Raw genomic sequence first — 21,740 nt, forward strand, 5'->3', positions numbered from 1 at the left:
AATATTTTTTTCGCTTATATAATAGGGTTATCCGTACGTTTACTTATCAATAAAGTAAAGTTGGCATAACTATTGCTTATATAAAGGATGAGCGTATAAAAAGGGGGAATAGCAATGTTACATGATGTATACAAACCAAATCGTCACTGGAAGGATATCGAATTATGGAAAGATGTTACTGAAGAGCAATGGAATGATTGGGTTTGGCAATTAACGAATACGATCAAAACGTTAGATGACTTAAAGAAAGTGATTAACTTAACACCTGATGAAGAAGAGGGCGTTAAAATTTCAACGAAAACGATCCCGTTAAATATTACACCGTACTATGCTTGGTTAATGAATCCTGATGACCCACGCTGTCCGATTCGGATGCAATCTGTACCGATCTCGGAAGAGTTATATAAAACAAAATATGATTTAGAAGATCCGCTTCATGAAGATGAAGATTCACCAGTTCCAGGGTTAACACATCGTTATCCTGACCGCGTACTATTCTTAGTAACGAATCAATGTTCTATGTATTGTCGTTACTGTACACGCCGTCGTTTTAGTGGACAAATTGGAATGGGTGTGCCGAAGAAACAATTAGATGATGCAATTGCTTACATTCGTGAAACACCACAAGTACGAGATGTATTAATCTCTGGTGGTGATGGTCTTCTTATTAACGATAAAATTTTAGAATATGTATTAAAAAATTTACGAGAGATTCCGCATGTTGAGATTATTCGTATCGGAACGAGAGCGCCGGTAGTATTCCCGCAGCGTATTACAGAAAACTTATGTAACATTATTAAAAAATATCATCCAGTATGGTTAAATACACATTTCAATACATCTATTGAAATTACTGAAGAATCGAAAAAAGCATGTGAAATGTTAGCGAATGCTGGTGTTCCAGTCGGAAACCAAGCAGTAATTTTAGCTGGTATTAATGACAGTGTTCCAATTATGAAAAAACTAATGCATGACTTAGTAAAAATCCGTGTACGTCCATATTATATTTATCAATGTGACTTATCTGAAGGTATTGGTCATTTCCGTGCACCAGTTTCTAAAGGTCTTGAAATTATTGAAGGTTTACGCGGACATACGTCTGGTTATGCAGTACCAACATTCGTTGTTGATGCACCAGGAGGAGGCGGTAAAATTGCGCTTCAACCAAACTATTTAATCTCGCAAAGTGCAGATAAAGTTGTACTTCGTAACTTTGAAGGTGTTATTACAACGTATCCAGAGCCAGAAAGCTACATTCCAGGAAGAGCAGAAGGGTACTTTAAAGAAATTTATCCAAACTACGAAGAAAAACGTTCAGATGTTGGTATCGCAGGCCTTATGAGTGATAAGAAATTTAATCTTGTTCCAGACGATTTACAGCGTATGAACCGTCGTAAAGACTATGAGGATAATGAAACGCATGCAACATTAAAAGATAAACGTGATAAGCGCGACCAATTGAAAGATAAAAAATATCAAGCACAAATGGCTAAATTAGAAGAAAACGACAAAAAAACTGAGGGTGATGCAGTATGAATTGTATGTGGTGTGACAGTACAGAAGCAAAAGAAAGCTTAAATACTGTATATTGGGAATTACCAGATGGTACGAAAGCCATTGAAATCCAAGAGACACCATGCATTTCTTGTTCCTCATGTGGTATGGACTATCAATCAGATCAAACAGTGAAAGAAATAGAAGATCAATTGTTTCTAATTTATACGAAAGACTTACCAAAACAACTAACATATGAAGAATTAATGGGAAGACCACGTCTATTAAAAAGAAATTATTTCGACTTTTAACCAGCTTTTATGCTGGTTTTTTTCTTTTTTGCCTTGTATAATGTACCCAAGCTAGAAAGGTAGGGAATATTTTTGAAAAAGACATTTTACCACTATATGATGAAGCATCGTGCAGCTTTATTTAGTAATGAAATATCGAATTTAGCAGAGGCAATGTATGATGATTTAAGTTTTCCGAAGCAATCTGAAGATTACGATGAAATTAGTTCATACTTAGAGCTAAGTGGAATGCTAGAAAGTATGTCTATATTTGATGAAGCGTGGGATTTATACATACAAGATAGATAAAAACTATATGAACTTTTTTCGACATGAAGCTAGTCTATTTGCTAGCTTTTTTTACGTTGTAAATAAATTTTTATATGATGATATTTTTTATTGAAAAAATTTATGAATATACGCTTCTGTGATAAGCGTTTTTAAGTAGGTTGCATATACTGTTATCAAAATCACGACGTCAAAAAAAGGAGAGATATAGATGGCAAGGAAAAAGCAACCTAAATATAACGTAGGGGACATAGTCGTGATTACGCTATATGGAACCGTTGGTAAAATCACAAATATGAAGGTTTTAGATGGAGTTTACGTATACGAAGTCAATAATCACGATGGATTTTACGTAGAGCAAACATTGCAGCACGTTACAGAGCAAGATATGAAAAAAGGTGAAACTGAGTGGATTGAATTAAACTATAATTTCACATTTGGTGATCTCGTGCAAGTAACAGGATATGATAAAGATGTGTTTCGTATTGTTGGTTTTCGTACAGAAGTATGGAGATATAAAAATGATGCATGGGAAGATACAATATATGAACTGTCACGAATTACGGATGGTGAATGGTTAGAAGCGGATGAGTCAGATTTAACGTTACTTGCCAATGCTCAAACGGCAAATGCAATTTTGAAGAAAATGAAACAAGATAAAGCAGGTATGAATAAATTAGATTTAGGAAAATTAAAGTCAATTAACAACTCGAAAAAAGTGAGTGTTAAGACAAATCGTCAAGAAATCATTGATGGATTACTTGATATTTATAACGATTATCAATTGCTATTTGATACATTTAAAGATGAAGAATACAAAATTGTTATGGATGTTGTTCATAATTATTTAGTTAAATTGACAGAGAAAAAATAGTTAACTAGAAAGAGAGAATGAATTGAACAACAACATATGCAGTATAAGGTATGCCTACAATTATTAAAAAAATAAAAAGCCATTTAATAAGAGAGTCTGCCCATTGATCTTCATGCATGAACTCTTCTTTTGTTTGTCCTACTTCTTGCTTTACCTCGTATTGATATTCCATAATTATATCCCCCTTTTTGATAGCTTGTACTACCATCGTATGCACCTTGTCCAAAGGATATGACCTATAAAAAAGAAAAACTATTTTTCTAATCTCATATACATATTTTTGAGATTTTTTCATAAAACAGAAATAAAGGAGTGATGCTCATGAAGGAAATTGAAGTCGTAATTGATACGGAAGAGATTGCGGAGTTTTTTTATGAGCAACTAATTGAAAGAGGATACGTCCCAAAACGAGAAGAAATTGAAGATCTCGCAGATATTACATTCGAGTATTTATTAGAGAAATGTATGATTGATGAAGTGTTTGATGAAGAGGATGAGTGAAAGTAACGACGGGCTTAACTCGTCGTTTTTTACTCTTTACAAACTTGTCACAAATGTAGCCAGCAATACTTGGTATAATTAAAAGAAAATTTTACTCAAGAGGTGAAGGGATGTTCAAAAAAATTATTGATTCTTTATTAGGAAAGAAAAAATATCGTTCGTATTCTAGTAGTGATTATCGCCATAGAGGTCGCTCTTATTCAAGTAGCGATTATAAACGACGTTCATCTGGTTATGGGCATCATCATTATAAAAGAAAACGTAAAAGCCGTAGCTTCTTTTCAAGTAGTTGATGAAATGGCGTCGTATACTAGCTTTATTTGATAGACCACTGCGAAAAAATACAATTGTTGTAGAACGTTATAAAATTGAATCAGTAATTGGAATGGGTAGTTATGGGGTTACATATGTCGTTAATGATTTACAAATAAATAGATATAAAGTCTTAAAACAATTAAGACAAAGTAAACAAAGATATGAGTCTGGTAGAAAATCATTTGAACAAGAGAAAATGATTTTACAAACATTAAATCATCATGCAATTCCTAGTTTATATGATCATTTCGTATGGGAGAAAAAAAGCTTTTTTGTGATGGAATATATGCCTGGTAAAAATTTTGAAGATTATATTTTCTTAGATGGACATGTATATACAGAACGTGAAGTTTTAAAAATTTTATATAAAATATTAGAAATTGTATCAGTGTTTCATAGTAAAGGTATTATTCACCGAGATTTACGCATTCCAAACATATTAATGAAAGAAAACCAAATTAGTATTATTGATTTTGGGTTGGCGAAATTGAAAGGTGAGGGTGATGAACGAGCTACAACGTATGAAGGTGAACAAGCTTTGATGCGAGAAGTTCACTTTCGTAGCGATTTTTATGCGCTTGGTCATTTCTCATTATTTTTATTATATGCAGGCTATGAATCTAATGAAAAATATGAAAAACCATGGTATGACGAATTAACTTTGGAAAATTACAACCGTGAAATGCTGATGCGTATGTTACAAATAAAAACGCCGTACTATGAGAATGTACGAGATTTAAAAAAAGATGTAGCTTTTGCTTTAGAAAGGATGGAGGATCCATGTTTCAAAAGTTTTTAGCAAGCGTTGGTATCGGTAATGCAAAAGTAGATACAGTTCTTGAAAAAGATGAGTATATTGTTGGTGAAGAGATATACGGAAAGGTTCATATAACTGGAGGTTCCGTTAGCCAACAAATTGAAAGCATTTACTTAACGCTATCAACATCGTATGTACGAGAAGTAGATGATAAAAAAGTAACAACAACATATGATTTAGAGCGAGTTCGTTTAACAGAACCTTTTTCTGTTGAGCCGAATGAAAAAAGAGAAATTCCATTTTCATTTAAAATGCCGCTTGAAACACCGCTTACTCTTGGAATGAAAACAGTTTGGGTTCACACAGGCCTTGATATTAAACGTAGTATAGATCCAAGTGATCGTGATTACATTCAAGTGTTGCCAAATGCACTATTAAATAGTGTGTTAGAAAGTGTGAATCAATTAGGTTTTAAAGCGCGTCATATAGAATGTGAAGAATTACCGTATCGATTACGTAAGCAAGTTCCATTTGCACAAGAATTTGAGTTTGTTCCTGTTTCCGGACAGTATTATGGGAAATTAGATGAACTAGAATTATTAATTTTACCAAGTGCTTACGATCGCCTAGAGATTATTATGGAAGTAGACAGAAAATCTCGTGGATTAGCAGGTTTATTTGCAGAAGCACTTGATCTTGATGAGAAAGTGATGCGCTTTACAGTAACGAATGAAGATATTCCAATGATGAAAGAAACAATTAACAATTATATTTTTTAATAAACTATGCATAAAAAAGAAATGGAGAGGAAAACTAAAACAACCGCTCCATTTTTTTGCATAGTGAGGTTATGTATGTGAAACGATATCGACATTTATACTTGTTAAGTTCAACGCTACTCATTTGTTTTGTCGTATTATCACTTTCGTATCATACCGCTTGTATTGAGAAATTTGACAATATAGTCGCGCATTTTATTCGAAGTTTTCGAAACGATTATTTGACAGCCTACTTTACTTGGGTGTCGTTTATCGGTTCCAAAAGAATATATTTTCCGTTACTCATTATTCTTGTAATGTATTTTCTCGTTAGAAAAAAGTTGCTTAGTGCATTACTTCTAACAATTAATTATTATGGATCTCGTTATTTAAACAGTATGCTTAAACTATGGTACGAGCGAGCAAGACCTGATGTGTCGCAGCTTGTTACTGCAACTGGATATAGTTTTCCGAGCGGTCATACGATGAATGCTACTGCTTTTTTAGGATTTATTGCATACGTCACGATTACAGAAGAACGTATTACATTGCATAAAAAATTGTTGATTATTTTTATAGCGAGCTTTGTTGTATTATCTATTTCAGTTAGCCGAATATATCTTGGCGTTCACTATCCATCTGACATATTAGCAGGATGGGCAGCTGGCGGTAGCTGGCTCGTTTTATGCGTAATATTTCATAAAACGTTCATTAAAAAAGAACCTATGTCATAATAGGTTCTTTTTCCATTGGCTCAACATGAATGTGCGCATGATAAATGCCAAACTTTTTCCGAAGCATAGCCTCGATGTTGTCAGTAATACAATGACTTTCTCCAACATCCATACGAGCATCTACCTCAATTGTAATATCAACGTACGTTTGATTCCCGTACATACGAGCGCGAATATCAACGATGTTTTCCACGCCACCAATATGTTCAATCGCATCAGCATACTCTTCCATCTTATCTGGATCGATTCCATCCGTTAACATATGAGAAGCTTCTACGAAAATTTCCCATGCAGTTTTACAAATAATAAGACCGACAATTAAAGCGGCAATAGGATCTAAAATAGGCATTTGGAACTGTGAACCGACAATGCCTACTACTGTACCGATACTTACGAGGGCATCTGATAAATTATCCTTTGCAGCTGCTTCTAATGATTTACTTCTTGTTCGTGCTGCAATCTTTTTCGTATACAAATACACACAGTACATAACGACAGCAGAAAATAAAGCTACCCATGCAGCAAGTACATTAGGTGCTGCTTGTTTCGGATTTAAAAAAGATTGAATGGCACTAATAACAACTTCTAATCCGACCGTTGCCATAATAAAAGAAGCAACAAGTGATGCAATTTGTTCTGCACGCGAATGCCCATATGGATGATCTGGATCACGAGGTTTCCGAGAGATTTTTAGACCAATTAATATCGCTAAAGAAGCACCGATATCGGTTAAGTTATTTAAACCGTCAGCACGTAATGCGCTAGAGAGGGTAATATAACTGATGATGATTTTCATAGAGGATAAAAATATGTAGGCCAAAATGCTGACAATAGCACCTTTATCAGCTTCTTTATGAGAAAGAGTATCCATTTTAATCACTCACCTTTCTACAAGGAATTTCTTTCTATAAATAGAGTATCAAACGAAAGTCGTGTGGGTCTATACAAACATTGTTGACGTTTTATAGCTTTTTAAGAAGTGGATAACAAAGTTTCGTGAAGGAAAAATATGTTGTAAAGTGCAAAGTTAAAGTGTGAACTCGATTTTGATTGAGGAAATAGGTGAAAGGATACAAGTATTATGAGGAATCCGTATACTACAGCGCTCAAAGGTGATTAGGAAAAATAAAAACCCTCTAGAAAATATTTTTCAGAGGGTTTTCATCTTAGTATGCTTCTAAAAACTCAGTAACTTGCTCTTCAGTTTTTGCGTTAGCACTATGTAAGTGGCCTAGCTTCTCGCCATTTTGATATACAAGTAAACTTGGAATACCCATTACTTGATACTCTTCAGCGATATTTGGGAACTCATCTTTATTAATAGAATACCATTCAAACTTATTGAACTCTTCCATTACATCTCCGATAAAGTTGTCCATACGTACACAATCTGGGCACCATGTAGTAAAGAACTTAACAACTACTGGCTCCTCGCTTGCGATGATGTCTTTAAATTCCTGTTCAGATTTGATTTCTTTCATGTTAGTTTCTCCTTTTTCACTATCAATATTTTTGGTTATTTAGTTGGTGTATTTGCTGTGAAAGGAAAACTTATAACGAGAACCTTTCTTTTCGGAAAATTCGTTAGCAAATTGATCCACCGCAGTTTCTTGAAGTCCTGGTACATATGAGTAGATATCCAGTGTGATTCTACTTTTTATGTCCTAGTCTTATATGCATCTTAAATTTAGAAATGAATATTAGGAACCTCACTTTTCTTTATAAGCTTTTTCGTGAGCTGTGTCAAACTTCTGAAATTGTAAGGCTACTATTTATTAGTAAGGTAAATTGTATTCATGATAGCCATTGCTATAAAGTTCTTTTCCCCATATATTTTTATGAGGTGTTGTGAGAGAAGAGATTAAGTGGCGTTAGCGGAGTTCCAGCAACAATTACAGCTAAATAAAGTAATGCAGGTAAAAGAGCAAGGCTAACTAGAAGGGAAAATTGCGGCACTGTATAGAGTGAAAGAAAAACATGATATGGAGCGAGAAAGGAATCGTAAGAACATGTTAGGAAGTATTTAGCGGTAGAAGTCAGGGGGAATGTAGATGTGATAGAAAGACAGTATTACATTATTCTTTCAAAGGGGTAACTAGGATGGTGAAATGGGTAAAGAAACTATTTTTTTAAAATGCCCACCCTGCATTGTTTGTGAGAAACAAGAAGGTGAGCTTCAATTAAACGAAATGAATGTAGTTTGTGAAAAATGTTCCTAAATTACGCATGAACAAGACATATAAAGAGATTCCTACACCCTTTATATCTTATTCCATAAATAACAAAGCTGGTGAGCTTCTGATTCAAGAGCTATTACATGATCATTATTAATAGAGTTATTCGTATACATTTTGTTCTTTTGGATATTAAGGACCGTATAATTCACATTGTTATGTTCATTCGAAAATGTTGATTCGTTTAATAATGTTAATGTTGAGTTGATGTTATATTTATCAATTCGCTCTTTTTTTCCTTTGAAAAACAGTTTAATAAGATGTGGCTCATCATTAATGAGCAAACCAAGTTCAGGTGATGAGCGGACGATTAAATTATGTGATAACCAATGTGATTTACCTGGATCAAACCAAGAGACGTCTTTGTTTTTAATAAATTTTTTATACTGCTTTATAACATCAATGTAGTTTTGCTTTTTCTTCTGGTCAACAGTTTGTACTAATGTTTCAAAACAGTCAAAAGCTAGTTCGTTTTTATGAAATTTAATAACAGTTTCTCGTAATTGTTTCCAGTAATCAAAAACTGGGTGATATTCAGGTTGAGATTTAAGATTCTTTACAAAATTTGTTTTAGCTGCACTACTTTTCAGTGTAAAGTCTAAAAATTGTGTAAGTCCTACTTTAATTTCCGCCATGTTACACCCCCTTTCCGAACATTACTAATTCGATAGTGGAAAGGGAAATCCTGCATTTTTAAGGAGGTGAACGAGATGCTAGATGATGAAGAGTTGACGGAACAAGAACGGCTCTTTTGTTTGTATTATGTGAAATACTTTAAAGGGAAACAAGCTGTACGGAAAGTTAGGTATGTAAAGAGAAGCACGCATAGTACGAGTAGTCGATTACTTAGAAGAGAACATATAGCATTTCAGGTCAGAGAGCTTAAAGCAAAAATGGTTGAAACTATATTTGGGGAAGTAATGAGTGGGTTAAATGAGTAAATCAAGATTGCTTTTACTAATACGAAAAAGGTCCTGTTGTTTCCAACAGGACCTTTCCTAAAATGGCAAAGAGTAACTCTTACCTTACTCTTCTCGTATATAATACATGAAAAAGATAGATGTGTATACAACAAGAAATTCCAATATAATTATTTGAATATAGTGTTTAAAAATAAAAGAGTGGAATTTCAAATAAGGAATTAAATTACAAACGCTGATTTATCAGGTGATACAAATGAATTTCTATCAAATTGTAGTTAATAAAGTAATATTGAGATAATAAGATATGTAATTTTGCATACCGGATTGTAAAAGCGAACAAGGGTATAAATAATCTAAATAATACGGAAGTTGAGGGAGAGTAATACTAAAATTTCATTTATTTTTTACTGTAATAAATTCATTTGAATAGAAGTGAAAAATAGAGATTTGCCTTAGTCATTTATGAAAGTCAAGAATATTTATAACCATAGGAGTAAATACACAGGTCCGATTTTTGTAATGATGGAGGGAATTGATGTGGACATAACTCAAAGCATGGCAAGAATAGTAGTTAATGGGAAAGATCTTCCGTTTCGTTTAGTTAGTACTTCTGTATGGAATCAAGGGCCTGTAAATGATTTAATTGTTTCAACAAACGAAAGAGTCGAGGATTTTTATCAATTTATGTGGTCGCAAGTACCAGTAATGCTTGCGATGTATTTTCTTCAAGGGGCAGACTTAATGAGGTTTGCTAGAATTACTGGGATTAATCAAAATGTAACGGGAGAATATATTTATCATTTCTCTTGGGGATAAAATGAATGTAAAGTAGCGTAACAGCTGCTTTTTTAATTTTTAAAGGAATTTAATGAGGTTAAGAAAATAAGATTAGAGCGTGATATAGATAATTTGTGACTGTTTTTAAACTCATAAATATAATTAGTTGCTTCTTTTAACACAAGGGAGCGATTGATAGACTAGCTTAAAAAATAAGATTGTAACTATCTTTTAAAATAATAAATGGTAATTTTTACTTTTTTGGATGAACTATTTTTATATAAAAATCATATAATATGTTGCGGGACAAGCAAACAGCTTATAAACTATTGAATACTCAATGAGATTACCTTTTGTATATCTTCGTATTTACTGATCCAGATGTTCTTTTTTATCGAACAAAACGCCCATTATGATAGGAGGTTAATAATGGGGATGACATTAGAGGAATTAGAAAAGTGTTATATTAAAGCCTTAATTGAGGGAGCAGAGTACGTAGCTGTTCAGATTGAAATAGATGGATTTCATAGTGAGGAAGTAATTATTAACGACAAATATAATATAGATTCTGAATTAAAGTATTATAAGAAAACATACAATGAAAATTTAGAACATAGATGGACCCCAGGGATTCGTATTATAGGTTTTGCATATGGCTATTCGTTCTCAGAAATTCTACATGAATTAGGGTTGCTAGTGAAGTAATGATAAAACAAATCGCAATTATTGTACGTGATGCCGTGATTTTAATGGCGTCTTTTTTTGTTGTGAAGGAAAGGTGAAAATAAAAAAGAGGGCTTAAGCCCTCTTTTTATAAATGCCTAACTTTTATGCACAGATTGGAATTCCTAATGCTATTAAAGTCAATGCTACTTGAAGAGAAAGTTCTAATCTAGCAATTTCGATTCCAGCAACTGATACCACTAAAAGAGGTTGTCCATTAACGAACAAAACACAACTTTCCATATTTACACCTCCCTTCTAGTAATCTACTACAATATATGAATCAAATTTAAAAAACGTTATAGTTAAATTAATGGATTTTATAAAATTGATAAATTAATCTATCATATAAAATGAATTTTTATTGGTCTAACAACTGCTTCTTTATCACCTTATATAAAGGGTATGAATATATTAGTAGTATATAAAAGCATAGGAGTGATAGATATGTTTTTTGCAAAGCTACGTGGTAGAAATGAAGTTCCACCAGTAGAAACAGACGCTCGAGGGGAGGCTTTCTTTAAATTAAGCCAGGACGAGCTTAGCCTAAAATTTAAGTTGGATTTATTTGATATAGAGGATGTAGTAGTTGCCCATCTGCATATTGGAGCAAAAGGAACTAATGGTCCTGTTGTAGCTTTTTTATTTGGACCTATAACAAATCCGGTTTCAATAGAGTGTGCAACGCTTACGGGAATAATTACTCAAGAAGATTTGGTTGGGCCGTTAGCGGGTCAAACATTAGCTACTCTTGTAAATGAAATCATATCTGGAAACATTTATATTAATGTTCATACAGTACAACATCCTAATGGTGAAATTCGTGGACAATTGAATTATTGCTAAGAAATTATAGTAGTGAAAAATAAAGCATCCGTTTAGGGTGCTTTTATTTTGTGGAGGATGTATAGATAGATAATTTACCTTTAATAATCTTAAAAATTCATTTGTATAGTTTTGAAGGTAATCGAATGGAATTAGAAATAGTGAATTTTTTACCTTTTTAGTTTGTAAAATAATTATCGAAAACTTGTAAATGAAATGCCCCTCCGAAAATTAAATTAGTATTAGGAGATAAACTTTGTAAATGAAATATGAAAGTGTAAGAGAGAATAGAAATTTTTAAACCTAATCAAAGCTAATAGACTAACTTTCAGCACCCACTGAAATAAAGAATCATAACATAATTTGTAATAACTTATATGAAAGTGAGCTGAAAAAAATGTTTTATTCGTATTTTTATTCTCAAGCGGGTATGCGACCAGCATATGGTACATCAATAACGTTTAGCGGAGCACAAAGTACAGTTCAAGCTGTTCAACAAGCGTTACAAATGCAACAACAAATACAAATGCAACAACAAGGTATCCAGCCGTATTATTCATCCATGGAGTATTTTTATCCAGTGCATCAAATCACACCGTATGGAAGTTCTTTTCTTACGATTCCATATGGAACTGTCTTCAATCTATAAGCTGAAAATTTTATGAATAGGAGCAGGTATCCCAAACCGATTATTAACCTAACCATTACCAATTGGATATATACGGGAAACCCAGCTCCCACCTACCTTTATCACAGATGCCGAATTTTGAGGTATCCGCAAATAGCGGAAATAATTGAGGGGGGTGAGTGTATATGTAAGCGTCAAATAGTTCCATCTACAATTTGTAAATAGCTGATGAGATAATCTTTGTACATACTCTACAAGTTGTTTTTTGGTAAGAAAATATCGTCGATCGAAGAAAGAATGAGAATTATCTTATCATGACAAATGATGGATAGTGGCACTATATGAAAAGATACATGAACATTTACTAACGCGAACCAGGACGAGAGGTAGCAACGAAATCCTATCTGTGGTTATATCGTACAGGAAGATTGTCCTATGACTATCAATTTACAAGAGCAGGAGAACATCCGGACCGTTTTTCCCCATTTTGAAGTATATTTATAGCCATAACATCTTATGTTTTGTTTATAATTGTAAATAGTTATTGAAATGTATAAATATTTTTTATGAATAAAAAGGAAAAATAATGCAACTTTTTAATTTGTTTATTCGTGTTATATATGAAAGGAGGAGGGGGATGGAGATTGAAGAAATATATAAAGTTTATATAAACGATGTGTACCGGTATTTATTTTCCCTTTCTCGTAGCCATCATGTAGCGGAGGACTTGATGCAGGAGACTTTTTATCGGGCGTTTCTTTATCTAGAAGACTATGAAAACCAAAAGGTGAAATCATGGCTTTTTAAAGTGGCATATCATACCTTTATTGATTTTGTTAGGAAAGAGAAAAAAGTAGCTTTTGTAGGAACGGAGGAATTAGAAACAATTCAAGCAGGTGAATCTACAGAAGAGTATGTAGTCGCAAAAAATAGTTATGAAAAATTAATTCAGATTATTCATACTTTACCGGTGGTAGAGGCGCAAGCTATTTTATTATGTGACGTACATCAATTAACGTACGAAGAGGGTGCTTCTGTATTAGATTTAAAGTTAAACACGTATAAAAGTCACATATTTCGCGGGAGAAAGAGATTAAAAGAATTGTTAAAGGAGGAAAAGAGTCAAAATGACAAATGATAAACCTCATTCTGAACAAGATGATTATAAAGAATTGTTACAAGAAGCTCTTCATCAAAGGCCGGATGCACTTTCTAATGGAAAACAGGAGCAAGTGATGAAAATAGGGAAAAAAAGAGCGCGTATTACGAATGTTTTAATTGTATTTACTTTTTTATTACTTATTCAACCTATATTATATATATCTACTCTCGCATACTATGTATTTGCACCTACAAACGCAATGGAGATACGGAATGTAGTAAATCAAACATTAAGTGTAACAGAACCAAATGTATTTTTGAAAGATAGGGACATGGAGCAAACATTGTTACCGCTTAGTTTACAATTGCATTTTGATTTGTATAAAAGGGTAGGAAAGAAAGATATTCGAATAGGGGAAGAGAAAACAGATTATATATTTAGTAGAGCAACGAAAGTTAGCCGTGAATATACAACAGATGAAAAAATTCCGGAAGTCCCATATATAGATAACGAGGTATTGTTTCATCCTAATAATTATAATTCATCCTATAATAGTAGTGAAGAAGCGCAAGTATTAAAGGGTCTTCCGCAAGAATCTGTTGTAGAAGCATTTATATCTTTTAGAGAATTGTTGAGTGTACAAGAGGTAACGAATATGTTTCCCACTATTGATATCGTCTGGTATGCCGTTAATACAGGGTTAGAGGAGAAGCAAACGAATGACGAGGGTATGTATGTTGCTCCGATTGGCTTTCCAGCAGATATGATTTCAGGACCAAGTGGTGCTTTTGTGAGTGATTCACCTCATGAGGAACAATTTATTGATGTGTTAAAGTCATTACAAAAGCATGAAAATTTAGCAGTGAAGCTATCTAGAGCGAAAGTATTAGAGTTGTCAAAGCGTATTTCTTTCCTTGAAAAAAATGGGGTAAAAACATATGGGGCAGTTGTAACAGGACCTAAAGCAGAAGTTGAAAAATTAATGAGCCACGAAAAAGTTAGAAAATTGAAAGTAGGTGAAGTGAGGTTATGGAATTGGCATTCTTAAAAAAAAGAAAGAATCATATTTATAAACAGGAAACGTGGATGGGGACTATTTCATTAATTATTGCCTTTCTGGCGTTATTATATTTGAACATTATATTGCTTATACAAGAAACATTTATAGGTAAAGGTTTTCTGCAAATAGTTGGTATTGGATTGGTATGCTCAGTCATAGGAATGATCACAAAAAGAAAAAGTCGGAAATATGCATTGTGGGCATGTAGTTTATATCTTTTTATGCTATTGTTTTCTATATTTGGATTTATGTTAGGTTGGATGATAAGCTTTGGACCATAAAAATGTGTGAAAGGACGAATGTAAGTTCGTTCTTTTTTATGCATAAAAAGTAAAATAGAAAGGAAAGGGATTTATCAAATTTGAATAGAGATTACTATACTACTAGGTTGTTGTGTTATTGAAATGTCTTCCGCTTACGTGTATATAAATAGGCGACAAGTATAGGGGGAAAACAATAGTTCGTCCAAACATTGTGAATCTCTTTTACATAATATGGAGTAATAAGCATGAAAGGGGAACGAGTATGTCTTGCTATTACTACTGTAAGTATTGTAAAGAATATAAAAAGAAACAGCATAACTGTTGTAAGAACGATAGTAAGTGTAATGACAACAAGGATAGTCTTGTTAGGGCATCAGCATTTAGAGCTAGAAATACGGTGAATCAACCTGTTCCTGCTAATACTTTTGTAAAAGTATTGTTCCAAAATGAACAATTTGATTTAGCAAATGAGTATAATCCAACAACGTCTATTTTTATTCCGAAGACTAAAGGAGTATACTCTGTTATTGGAACGATTGGTTTTTTTCCAAACGATCCTAGCTTAAATTATAGAGCTCGTGTAGAAATTCGTGTGAATGGAAACGCGGCAATAGCTATAGATAATGACTTTTTTGGTCCAATCGGTTTTGGAAATGTAGTAAGTGTTTCGACGATTATTCAATTGCATGCAGGAGATCAAGTTGAGGTTTATGCACAAAGTAGCATAGATGGAGTTTTAAGTACTTCGGAAGACGGCTCACATTTTGAAGCAGCAAGATTCCCTTCTCCAATTAAATAACGAAGAGAATAAAATACTTTTCAGTAGGTCTAGTTAATCCCCTGTACCGAATGGTGGGGGATTATTATTGTTTATTTAAAATATACAAGTGAATCGATTAAATATAGTTTGTTTCATGAGAATTTCACATGCTAAAGATGTAATGATGAAAGGTAAATTTTAGAAATTATTTTTTACAGTTTTGATGTTGAAAGGGCTATCTTATTTTAAGTATTAGATCTTCTGCAGGTAATAAAAAGAGTAAGTAACTAGGTTGTAAAAGTTCTTTGGCGTTACATTTGCTAGTTGCCTAATGGTATAAAAAGACATCTTAATTTATGTCCGTATAATTAAAGGCTTTTTCATTACTATATAGAAATTACATATTTAACATCGGTTTGTGCAGGTATTACTATTGTATGGAAAGGAATAACATGAAGGCAAGTACACTATATAAAAATAAAATAAATCCTAAGATGAGTAGTATGGGATGCAACTTGAACATATTTGACCTCCTTGAGTATATAAAGAATTTTAATACATCTTTGGTGAATTTAGAAGGGAAATATATTAGATAAATGGTGCTTGAATGGATACACGAATTTAATAGAGTAGTGAATGTCTAATAAATAAAGAAGTATTATGGGAGACACCTTGACTAGATTATTTATAAAGGGCAGGTCGATTTACCCGACGTGAAATATAAAAGTGATCAGATTTATATGTACAGAATAAGGGATAAATAAAAAAAGAGCATACATAAAAAGTACGCTCTAAAGAAAGATAGGTTTTATGAGTGGATAATCTCCATACGATAATATATGTTCGGTTGATGTAAATGTGTGAAAAATCAATAAATTATCAATGAAATATCATGAAATGAGTAATCTTAGTCTATTAATAAGGTTTTGTAGTTAACCAAATTGTAAGGATTTTGTATAGAATGGATTAACAACTCGATAATAATCGTACTTCAGTTTCATATTTCGTATAGTTTGGATATTGTGTAATAGTTTGACATTTAGGTGTGGAAAGTTGATTAATTATAGAAACATTTGTAATTACTTCGTTACAAGGACCGAAAAATGTAACTTTTAATTTTGAATTTGGTGGGACTTTGAAAACAATAGGTTTTTTCTCCATGAAATCAGCTCCTATGATGCAGTATTATTGTATACTGCGTTTTTTGTTTAGATTATAAAGGCATATTAGTATAATATGAATCTTTAGTTGATAATGATATAAAGTTCACTACTATGCAGAGCCTGAATGTATAAATTATTAAGGGAATATTAATGAATCAAAATTTTTACATGTGTGGGCAGAGCGAAAAATGCGGTACATATTGGATAAAATAATTGGATACTAGAAGAGCATGTAACTATAGGTAGTTACATGTGTTATGAATACGTAAAGAGTCCCTTTACTGATACATAGTTTATTCAAATGAAATGAATTACATCTAGAAAACACATTGTATACACAACAACACTGTATAGTTATTCTTATATAATAATAAAAGTGAGGTATTTTGAATTGAAAAAGAAAAAGCTATTTTTAGGAACAATTATTTCATGCGTAGTACTGGCATTATCCGCATGTGGCTCCTCAGACAACGTAGTAACATCAAAAGTAGGAAATGTTACAGAGAAAGAGTTAAGTAAAGAATTAAGACAAAAATATGGGGAAAGTACTTTATACCAAATGGTGTTAAGTAAGGCGTTGCTCGATAAATATAAAGTTTCAGATGAGGAAGCAAAAAAGAAAGTAGAAGAAGCAAAAGATAAAATGGGTGAGAACTTTAAAGCGACTTTAGAACAACTTGGATTGAAAAATGAAGATGAATTAAAAGAAAAAATGAAGCCAGAAATTGCATTTGAGAAAGCGATTAAAGCGACTGTTACAGAAAAAGATGTAAAAGATAACTATAAACCAGAAATGAAGGTAAGTCACATTTTAGTAAAAGATGAAAAGACTGCTAAAGAAGTGAAAGAGAAAGTAAATAACGGAGAAGATTTTGCGGCTTTAGCGAAGCAATACTCAGAGGATACTGGTTCAAAAGAACAGGGCGGGGAAATCACTGGTTTTGCTCCAGGGCAAACGGTAAAAGAATTTGAGGAAGCTGCATATAAATTAGATGCAGGACAAGTAAGTGAACCAGTAAAAACAACTTACGGTTACCATATTATTAAAGTGACAGATAAAAAAGAATTAAAGCCATTTGATGAAGTAAAAGATTCAATTCGTAAAGATATAGAACAGCAAAGACTACAAGACACGACAGGTAAATGGAAACAACAAGTAGTCAATGAATTATTGAAAGATGCTGATATTAAGGTGAATGATAAAGAGTTTAAAAATACATTTGAATTTCTAGAAAAGAAATAATGACTGTAATTAGAAAAGGGAACCTTTAAAGGTTCCCTTTTCTAGTTAGTGTGTGAGTTATAAATAGATAGTAAGACAATACAATATTACATATAAATATTAAGAATTACAATGGGAATTTATGTAATTATTTTGAAGTAGGTTAATCATCACTTCATAGAATGTTGATATTATAATGTTTTGTTTCATCTCATTAAATATAAAATGAATTAATTAATTTTAGCCCATTATTTGTAGGCAGTAAGATTTGCGTAGGCTAATTATTAGTCAGGAATGAACAAAGATTGAGTGGATTAAAGTTTCACTTTATAGAAGTGGATAAACATAATTTGCAGAATGAAACATACAATAAGATTGAAATATATTGACGTTAAATGAAGTGAAAAGCAGAGCATTCTATTAAGATGGATGTTCTTTTTCGTATGAAATTTTAAGGTGAAGAATGAATTATTGGATAGATAAATAAATGATGTAGGGGGAGAAAATGTGAAAGTGATTTTTCAAAGAGAAGACGGAGGGAAAATTTTTGAATCGTATGATGAAGATATAAATAACCTATTAGCTATTTTAAAAGAAACGAAAGGGATTAAGATCGGGATGGTTGAATATGAGGTATTAAAATACGAATTAGAGTATTTTCGAAACCCGAAAAAAGCAGTAACAGAGAGGGAGTTACATATAATAGTACAACCAAAATATATTTAGTAATTAGAGTGAATTATAAATAAATAAATAAATAAATAAATAAATAAATAGTTTGACGCAGTATGTACGAACAGAGAGTGTTTAAATTGCTCTCTTTTCATAGAAATTTATAAGGAACGAGTTTTGATTCTTTATAAATCTCATAGATTTTTTGAATTTAGGCAGGGATTTTATATTTGGGTAGATAAATGTTCATATAAGTTATTTTTATGTGAATATTGGAGGAGTAAAAATGAGTTTAGCAAGTTATATAGGATGCAATGTAGAAATTCCGTTAACGGATCCAGATTCTAATGATGTAATTGTTTTTGGACCATGTTTTTCAGATGAAAGTATGCTTGAAATTGTACAAGAGTTTCAATTTCAAACAAGTTACACGTATGAAATTTCAACAATGTGAGGTATTGAACTTGATGAGTGGCAAACAGAAAGTGAGAAGAAGGAAGCTAAAAAAAAGCTAATAGCTTTATGCACGATTATGGAAGGTTATTTAAATGATGGGGACTATTTTGAATTATTCAGTTGTTGGGTTGGTAATGAAGATAAGGAACGATTGGGAGAATTAAAATTAAAAATAAATCATTTTCATATAGATGAGATTCGTATTCCAGAAAGAACACTTGTCAGGATAGAAAAATAAATATAGAAATATAGGTGATTAGAAAAAACGACTTCTCTTTAAGTGAAGTCGTTTTTTAGTTGATACGTGAACTTCCTATTAAATGGGAAAAAGGCTCATTTGGTGAAGAAAAAATAAATTCCTTCTCAAAAGAACGTAGGTTCGTGTATAATTAGAACGAACGTTCTTGTATATGTAGATAGTATACGATTTAGAATAAAGTGAAAATGTAATTAGTGGGTGTTCATCATCCACTAATTACATTTTCACCAATCGGCTGTTTACGGGAAGTTGATCTTCGACTTACTTTCCTTGTATGTCTTGAGTTTTGAGGTGGGAGATTTCTTACCTGTTCATGCAGGGGAAATATGAGCCGAGCAATTATTAAAGAATAATCGAAGCGCAATATGTTTGAAATAGAATGGATAAATAATCGAGGAGATAAAGAAATGAATGATGTAAAGATGCAAAGAGCAAAAAGAGAATGGGTTCCATTTACAGTAATGTCGGAACAGTTATTAAGTATGCGAAAGGTTATTGGGGAGAAATTTAAAGTACAAAAACCATTTTTAACAAAAGAAGCAAAAGATGGAATTTCTGATAAATTATTAATGTCATTATTGTCTGAGAAAGAAATATTGGTGACATATTTTGAAGATGGATACATACTTACAAGCTACATGACAGTTGTACATATAAATCCGCTAAAGCGCATTGTAATGTGTACTGACGCGTTTTATAAAACTTACGTATTTAATACCACGGATATTATTGAAATAGCGTAAAGTAAGCTATGTTAGATGTGAAACAGAAAAAATGAAACGGAAAAGCAGCTAGCTTCATACTAGCTGCTAAGCCCCAGGGAAAGGGAGAAAAAGATAGGGTACTCCAAAAATCAACAATAGCTGTATAACAGCCTGATTATAGTATGGACAAATTAAAAATTCTTAAACAGAACGATGAAAAAATAGGGTTAAGCTGTACCGACTTGGTTTTGATCCGCAAGGTCAGAATCAAACGTATTAGTCGCACTCACACCATTAAAAGTATTAACAACAAAACCAACGTTGGAAGCACCAGATCCATTATAAGCCTTCGTGTTTTCTTTTGGAGAAACGTTATAGAAATCACCTAAATTAAATGAACCGTTACTATTTTGTACAACTAAATTCCCTACAACTGAGGGCATAGTTCTCACCCACTTTACAATCATTTGTTAACACTACTATATGGTCTTATAGTCCAAAGGGTTCATCTAACGAAAATTGCGGAATAATAAAAGGTTTGAAGTGTAGCTTAATCCTATAATAAAAGTGTGTTACACTGAATGTAAGGTTACGTAATTAAAAATGGAAATTGTATAATTATCATATATGAAAACAAAGGAGGCAAAATGTAATGAATAATGTTATAAAAAAAGTAGATTTAACAGATGCAAAGTCAAGTAATCTTGTTGCACTTATTTATAGCAATGAAGTTATATTGGTGGAAGAAGCATTTTGTCCAAAGGAAATAAAATTAAAGTTTAATGAAATTGCAATTTTATCGGCTATTAAAACAGCGCATATAATGAAAGTATCCATTAGAAAAGAGCTTGACGCGTTTTTTCATGACACGGGTGTTTTATTGGTGAAGCATAGTGCTGAGTATGGAAACAGTCAATCTATCACTATGCATTTTGAACAATTTAAAAAGTTACAACATGAGATTGAGTATTTAAGTAAAAGTATGTAATAAGGCAAGAGGAAGATTCTTTCATAGAGGTGAACAGTTCTATGTTGAAAAAATGGTTTGAAAATTTTTTAGACGAATCTCACTGTAAACATAAATATAGTTTTATTAAGATGTAGGATATGGTAGAACAGTTATTAGTGGGTAATAAAAATATCGGAAATGTAAAAGTTACTGGTTTTTATAGTGTATGGAGAGAGAAAAATACAAAACAAGGAGTTTTCAAGAGATGATGTATTTGTTGGCAATTCTTCTTCCACCTGTAGCCGTATTATTTTGCGGAAAACCATTTCAAGCAGTAATTAATTTCATATTAACATTAATATTTTGGGTTCCAGGTGTTATTCATGCGATATTAGTTGTACATGATAAAAAAGCAGATCGGCGTTTAAAAAAACAAATTCAAGCATATGATGAAATAAATAAAAAGAACAGAAGATAGCTGAGTTGTGAAATGATTTAAAAAAGAAAGGGGGGACTACCTCCTTTCTTTTTTCATTCTAGTTAAGTTTAAATTTTAGTGTAGCGGTAAGAATTTTTAATATAAGTATTGTGATAATTCGTTTTAGAGTGTGCGTTTAATAAACCGGTGTAAATGTTTTCAGGAACGTTAAAGAAATCATACAGTCCATGCTTTAATTGAATGCGTAAAATCATAGAAAAAGGATTATAGCCAACAGCAACTATAGTTTTGGAAATCACGGGAGATAACTCCATCATTACGCAACTCCTCACTTTTCATTTTTAATAATATCTTATAGATGTTGAGGTTGTGGTGTTGAAATCTTTATAATTAAAGAGGTATTATACTTATATGCAATATATTAAATGTTCGTTATACGTAATTATAAGGAAGTTCACACGAAGTACATATCGTTGTGCTATTTTTATTTCACCTTTGATTTATAAATAAGAAAATATTGACCATTTGAAAAAAAGGTATATTATTTATACGAGGTATTAAAAATTCACT

Annotated in this window: 33 protein-coding genes and 1 pseudogene; 25 read left to right on the plus strand and 9 right to left on the minus strand. The window is 32.3% G+C overall.

Annotated elements, in window-relative coordinates:
- The first annotated feature begins 114 nt into the window (after positions 1-114).
- From ablA to PDQ40_RS04310, 4 genes are all read left to right on the plus strand, one after another.
- Positions 115-1,536 (plus strand): lysine 2,3-aminomutase, encoded by a 1,422-nt coding sequence (gene ablA, locus PDQ40_RS04295; protein ID WP_000902136.1) that lies wholly within the window; start codon positions 115-117, stop codon positions 1,534-1,536.
- On the plus strand, positions 1,533-1,805 hold the full coding sequence (locus tag PDQ40_RS04300; protein ID WP_000995764.1) for a YokU family protein: 273 nt from the start codon (positions 1,533-1,535) through the stop codon (positions 1,803-1,805). The genes ablA and PDQ40_RS04300 overlap by 4 nt, the downstream gene beginning before the upstream one ends.
- Before the next feature lie 72 nt (positions 1,806-1,877).
- Positions 1,878-2,093: a YozE family protein gene (locus PDQ40_RS04305; protein WP_000750724.1), complete on the plus strand. Its 216-nt coding sequence runs from the start codon at positions 1,878-1,880 to the stop codon at positions 2,091-2,093.
- 190 nt (positions 2,094-2,283) lie between these two features.
- Complete coding sequence (locus PDQ40_RS04310; RefSeq protein ID WP_000101501.1) at positions 2,284-2,946, plus strand: hypothetical protein; 663 nt, start codon at positions 2,284-2,286, stop codon at positions 2,944-2,946.
- A 4-nt stretch (positions 2,947-2,950) separates the two neighbouring features.
- Here PDQ40_RS04310 and PDQ40_RS04315 read toward each other — a convergent pair whose 3' ends face one another.
- Entirely contained in the window at positions 2,951-3,118 is a 168-nt protein-coding gene (locus tag PDQ40_RS04315; protein ID WP_000456537.1) for a DUF3930 family protein, read from the minus strand.
- A 149-nt stretch (positions 3,119-3,267) separates the two neighbouring features.
- Between PDQ40_RS04315 and PDQ40_RS04320 the strand changes: the two genes are divergently transcribed.
- From PDQ40_RS04320 to PDQ40_RS04340, 5 genes are all read left to right on the plus strand, one after another.
- Positions 3,268-3,447 (plus strand): YozD family protein, encoded by a 180-nt coding sequence (locus tag PDQ40_RS04320; protein WP_000658451.1) that lies wholly within the window; start codon positions 3,268-3,270, stop codon positions 3,445-3,447.
- A gap of 110 nt (positions 3,448-3,557) precedes the next feature.
- Complete coding sequence (locus PDQ40_RS04325; RefSeq protein ID WP_000473370.1) at positions 3,558-3,740, plus strand: hypothetical protein; 183 nt, start codon at positions 3,558-3,560, stop codon at positions 3,738-3,740.
- Complete coding sequence (locus PDQ40_RS04330) at positions 3,740-4,561, plus strand: serine/threonine protein kinase (protein ID WP_000872046.1); 822 nt, start codon at positions 3,740-3,742, stop codon at positions 4,559-4,561. Before PDQ40_RS04325 ends, PDQ40_RS04330 begins: the two co-directional genes overlap by 1 nt.
- Positions 4,543-5,298: a sporulation protein gene (locus PDQ40_RS04335; protein WP_000486605.1), complete on the plus strand. Its 756-nt coding sequence runs from the start codon at positions 4,543-4,545 to the stop codon at positions 5,296-5,298. Before PDQ40_RS04330 ends, PDQ40_RS04335 begins: the two co-directional genes overlap by 19 nt.
- A 77-nt stretch (positions 5,299-5,375) precedes the next feature.
- Positions 5,376-6,011 carry a phosphatase PAP2 family protein gene (locus PDQ40_RS04340; RefSeq protein ID WP_002163663.1) on the plus strand — a complete coding sequence of 212 codons (636 nt, stop codon included), beginning with the start codon at positions 5,376-5,378 and terminating at the stop codon, positions 6,009-6,011.
- On the opposite strand, the gene PDQ40_RS04345 is transcribed toward PDQ40_RS04340, so the two are convergent.
- The 4 genes and pseudogenes from PDQ40_RS04345 to PDQ40_RS04360 form a co-directional block, all read right to left on the minus strand.
- Positions 6,001-6,882 carry a cation diffusion facilitator family transporter gene (locus PDQ40_RS04345; protein ID WP_000380376.1) on the minus strand — a complete coding sequence of 294 codons (882 nt, stop codon included), beginning with the start codon at positions 6,880-6,882 and terminating at the stop codon, positions 6,001-6,003. The genes PDQ40_RS04340 and PDQ40_RS04345 overlap by 11 nt on opposite strands.
- Positions 6,883-7,177: 295 nt before the next feature.
- Positions 7,178-7,519, minus strand: coding sequence for a thioredoxin family protein (locus tag PDQ40_RS04350; protein ID WP_255256062.1), 342 nt, complete (start codon positions 7,517-7,519; stop codon positions 7,178-7,180).
- A gap of 12 nt (positions 7,520-7,531) precedes the next feature.
- Positions 7,532-7,767, minus strand: a pseudogene (locus PDQ40_RS04355) (hypothetical protein); the annotation flags it as partial.
- 504 nt (positions 7,768-8,271) lie between these two features.
- On the minus strand, positions 8,272-8,880 hold the full coding sequence (locus tag PDQ40_RS04360) for a hypothetical protein (RefSeq protein ID WP_000807968.1): 609 nt from the start codon (positions 8,878-8,880) through the stop codon (positions 8,272-8,274).
- A gap of 75 nt (positions 8,881-8,955) precedes the next feature.
- On the opposite strand from PDQ40_RS04360, the gene PDQ40_RS04365 reads away from it, so the two are divergent.
- From PDQ40_RS04365 to PDQ40_RS04375, 3 genes are all read left to right on the plus strand, one after another.
- A complete protein-coding gene (locus PDQ40_RS04365; protein ID WP_000883188.1) occupies positions 8,956-9,186 on the plus strand; it encodes a terminase small subunit in 231 nt (76 codons plus the stop codon).
- A gap of 444 nt (positions 9,187-9,630) precedes the next feature.
- Complete coding sequence (locus PDQ40_RS04370; RefSeq protein WP_033670822.1) at positions 9,631-9,984, plus strand: hypothetical protein; 354 nt, start codon at positions 9,631-9,633, stop codon at positions 9,982-9,984.
- 390 nt (positions 9,985-10,374) lie between these two features.
- Positions 10,375-10,650, plus strand: a complete 276-nt coding sequence (locus PDQ40_RS04375) for a hypothetical protein (RefSeq protein WP_000525900.1) — start codon at positions 10,375-10,377, stop codon at positions 10,648-10,650.
- 123 nt (positions 10,651-10,773) lie between these two features.
- Here the strand turns inward: PDQ40_RS04375 and PDQ40_RS04380 are convergent, their stop codons facing one another.
- Positions 10,774-10,911, minus strand: a complete 138-nt coding sequence (locus PDQ40_RS04380) for a DUF3956 family protein (protein WP_000443219.1) — start codon at positions 10,909-10,911, stop codon at positions 10,774-10,776.
- A 204-nt stretch (positions 10,912-11,115) separates the two neighbouring features.
- Between PDQ40_RS04380 and PDQ40_RS04385 the strand changes: the two genes are divergently transcribed.
- The 6 genes from PDQ40_RS04385 (at position 11,116) to PDQ40_RS04415 (ending at position 15,345) form a co-directional block, all read left to right on the plus strand.
- Positions 11,116-11,514 carry a CHRD domain-containing protein gene (locus tag PDQ40_RS04385; protein ID WP_000464534.1) on the plus strand — a complete coding sequence of 133 codons (399 nt, stop codon included), beginning with the start codon at positions 11,116-11,118 and terminating at the stop codon, positions 11,512-11,514.
- 376 nt (positions 11,515-11,890) lie between these two features.
- Complete coding sequence (locus PDQ40_RS04390; protein ID WP_000500110.1) at positions 11,891-12,142, plus strand: DUF3947 family protein; 252 nt, start codon at positions 11,891-11,893, stop codon at positions 12,140-12,142.
- A gap of 616 nt (positions 12,143-12,758) precedes the next feature.
- Entirely contained in the window at positions 12,759-13,259 is a 501-nt protein-coding gene (locus tag PDQ40_RS04400) for a sigma-70 family RNA polymerase sigma factor (protein WP_000401919.1), read from the plus strand.
- Complete coding sequence (locus PDQ40_RS04405) at positions 13,249-14,271, plus strand: anti-sigma factor (RefSeq protein WP_000180317.1); 1,023 nt, start codon at positions 13,249-13,251, stop codon at positions 14,269-14,271. The genes PDQ40_RS04400 and PDQ40_RS04405 overlap by 11 nt, the downstream gene beginning before the upstream one ends.
- Positions 14,253-14,564 carry a hypothetical protein gene (locus tag PDQ40_RS04410; protein ID WP_000417668.1) on the plus strand — a complete coding sequence of 104 codons (312 nt, stop codon included), beginning with the start codon at positions 14,253-14,255 and terminating at the stop codon, positions 14,562-14,564. The genes PDQ40_RS04405 and PDQ40_RS04410 overlap by 19 nt, the downstream gene beginning before the upstream one ends.
- A 244-nt stretch (positions 14,565-14,808) precedes the next feature.
- Positions 14,809-15,345: a C1q-like domain-containing protein gene (locus tag PDQ40_RS04415; RefSeq protein WP_002170254.1), complete on the plus strand. Its 537-nt coding sequence runs from the start codon at positions 14,809-14,811 to the stop codon at positions 15,343-15,345.
- Between the two features lie 927 nt (positions 15,346-16,272).
- Here PDQ40_RS04415 and PDQ40_RS04420 read toward each other — a convergent pair.
- Positions 16,273-16,467 (minus strand): hypothetical protein, encoded by a 195-nt coding sequence (locus tag PDQ40_RS04420; protein ID WP_000412567.1) that lies wholly within the window; start codon positions 16,465-16,467, stop codon positions 16,273-16,275.
- A 393-nt stretch (positions 16,468-16,860) separates the two neighbouring features.
- Between PDQ40_RS04420 and PDQ40_RS04425 the strand changes: the two genes are divergently transcribed.
- From PDQ40_RS04425 to PDQ40_RS04445, 5 genes are all read left to right on the plus strand, one after another.
- Positions 16,861-17,712 (plus strand): peptidylprolyl isomerase PrsA, encoded by an 852-nt coding sequence (locus PDQ40_RS04425; RefSeq protein ID WP_000727481.1) that lies wholly within the window; start codon positions 16,861-16,863, stop codon positions 17,710-17,712.
- Positions 17,713-18,198: 486 nt separating this feature from the next.
- Positions 18,199-18,417, plus strand: a complete 219-nt coding sequence (locus PDQ40_RS04430; RefSeq protein ID WP_000864286.1) for a hypothetical protein — start codon at positions 18,199-18,201, stop codon at positions 18,415-18,417.
- Between the two features lie 232 nt (positions 18,418-18,649).
- Positions 18,650-18,817 carry a hypothetical protein gene (locus tag PDQ40_RS04435; RefSeq protein ID WP_000050509.1) on the plus strand — a complete coding sequence of 56 codons (168 nt, stop codon included), beginning with the start codon at positions 18,650-18,652 and terminating at the stop codon, positions 18,815-18,817.
- A 78-nt stretch (positions 18,818-18,895) separates the two neighbouring features.
- On the plus strand, positions 18,896-19,057 hold the full coding sequence (locus tag PDQ40_RS04440; RefSeq protein WP_000399424.1) for a hypothetical protein: 162 nt from the start codon (positions 18,896-18,898) through the stop codon (positions 19,055-19,057).
- Between the two features lie 428 nt (positions 19,058-19,485).
- On the plus strand, positions 19,486-19,821 hold the full coding sequence (locus PDQ40_RS04445) for a YolD-like family protein (protein ID WP_048556980.1): 336 nt from the start codon (positions 19,486-19,488) through the stop codon (positions 19,819-19,821).
- A 188-nt stretch (positions 19,822-20,009) separates the two neighbouring features.
- On the opposite strand, the gene gerPF is transcribed toward PDQ40_RS04445, so the two are convergent.
- A complete protein-coding gene (gerPF, locus tag PDQ40_RS04450; RefSeq protein WP_001141565.1) occupies positions 20,010-20,225 on the minus strand; it encodes a spore germination protein GerPF in 216 nt (71 codons plus the stop codon).
- 209 nt (positions 20,226-20,434) lie between these two features.
- Here gerPF and PDQ40_RS04455 point away from each other — a divergent pair, with 209 nt between their 5' ends.
- Positions 20,435-20,770, plus strand: a complete 336-nt coding sequence (locus tag PDQ40_RS04455) for a hypothetical protein (protein WP_001066866.1) — start codon at positions 20,435-20,437, stop codon at positions 20,768-20,770.
- 226 nt (positions 20,771-20,996) lie between these two features.
- On the plus strand, positions 20,997-21,209 hold the full coding sequence (locus PDQ40_RS04460; RefSeq protein WP_000990231.1) for a YqaE/Pmp3 family membrane protein: 213 nt from the start codon (positions 20,997-20,999) through the stop codon (positions 21,207-21,209).
- A gap of 68 nt (positions 21,210-21,277) precedes the next feature.
- On the opposite strand, the gene PDQ40_RS04465 is transcribed toward PDQ40_RS04460, so the two are convergent.
- Positions 21,278-21,487: a KTSC domain-containing protein gene (locus tag PDQ40_RS04465; protein WP_002163658.1), complete on the minus strand. Its 210-nt coding sequence runs from the start codon at positions 21,485-21,487 to the stop codon at positions 21,278-21,280.
- Positions 21,488-21,740 lie beyond the last annotated feature (253 nt).

This window comes from Bacillus cereus group sp. Bc061 (assembly GCF_027715825.1).
In the GTDB taxonomy this organism is placed as follows: domain Bacteria; phylum Bacillota; class Bacilli; order Bacillales; family Bacillaceae_G; genus Bacillus_A; species Bacillus_A paranthracis.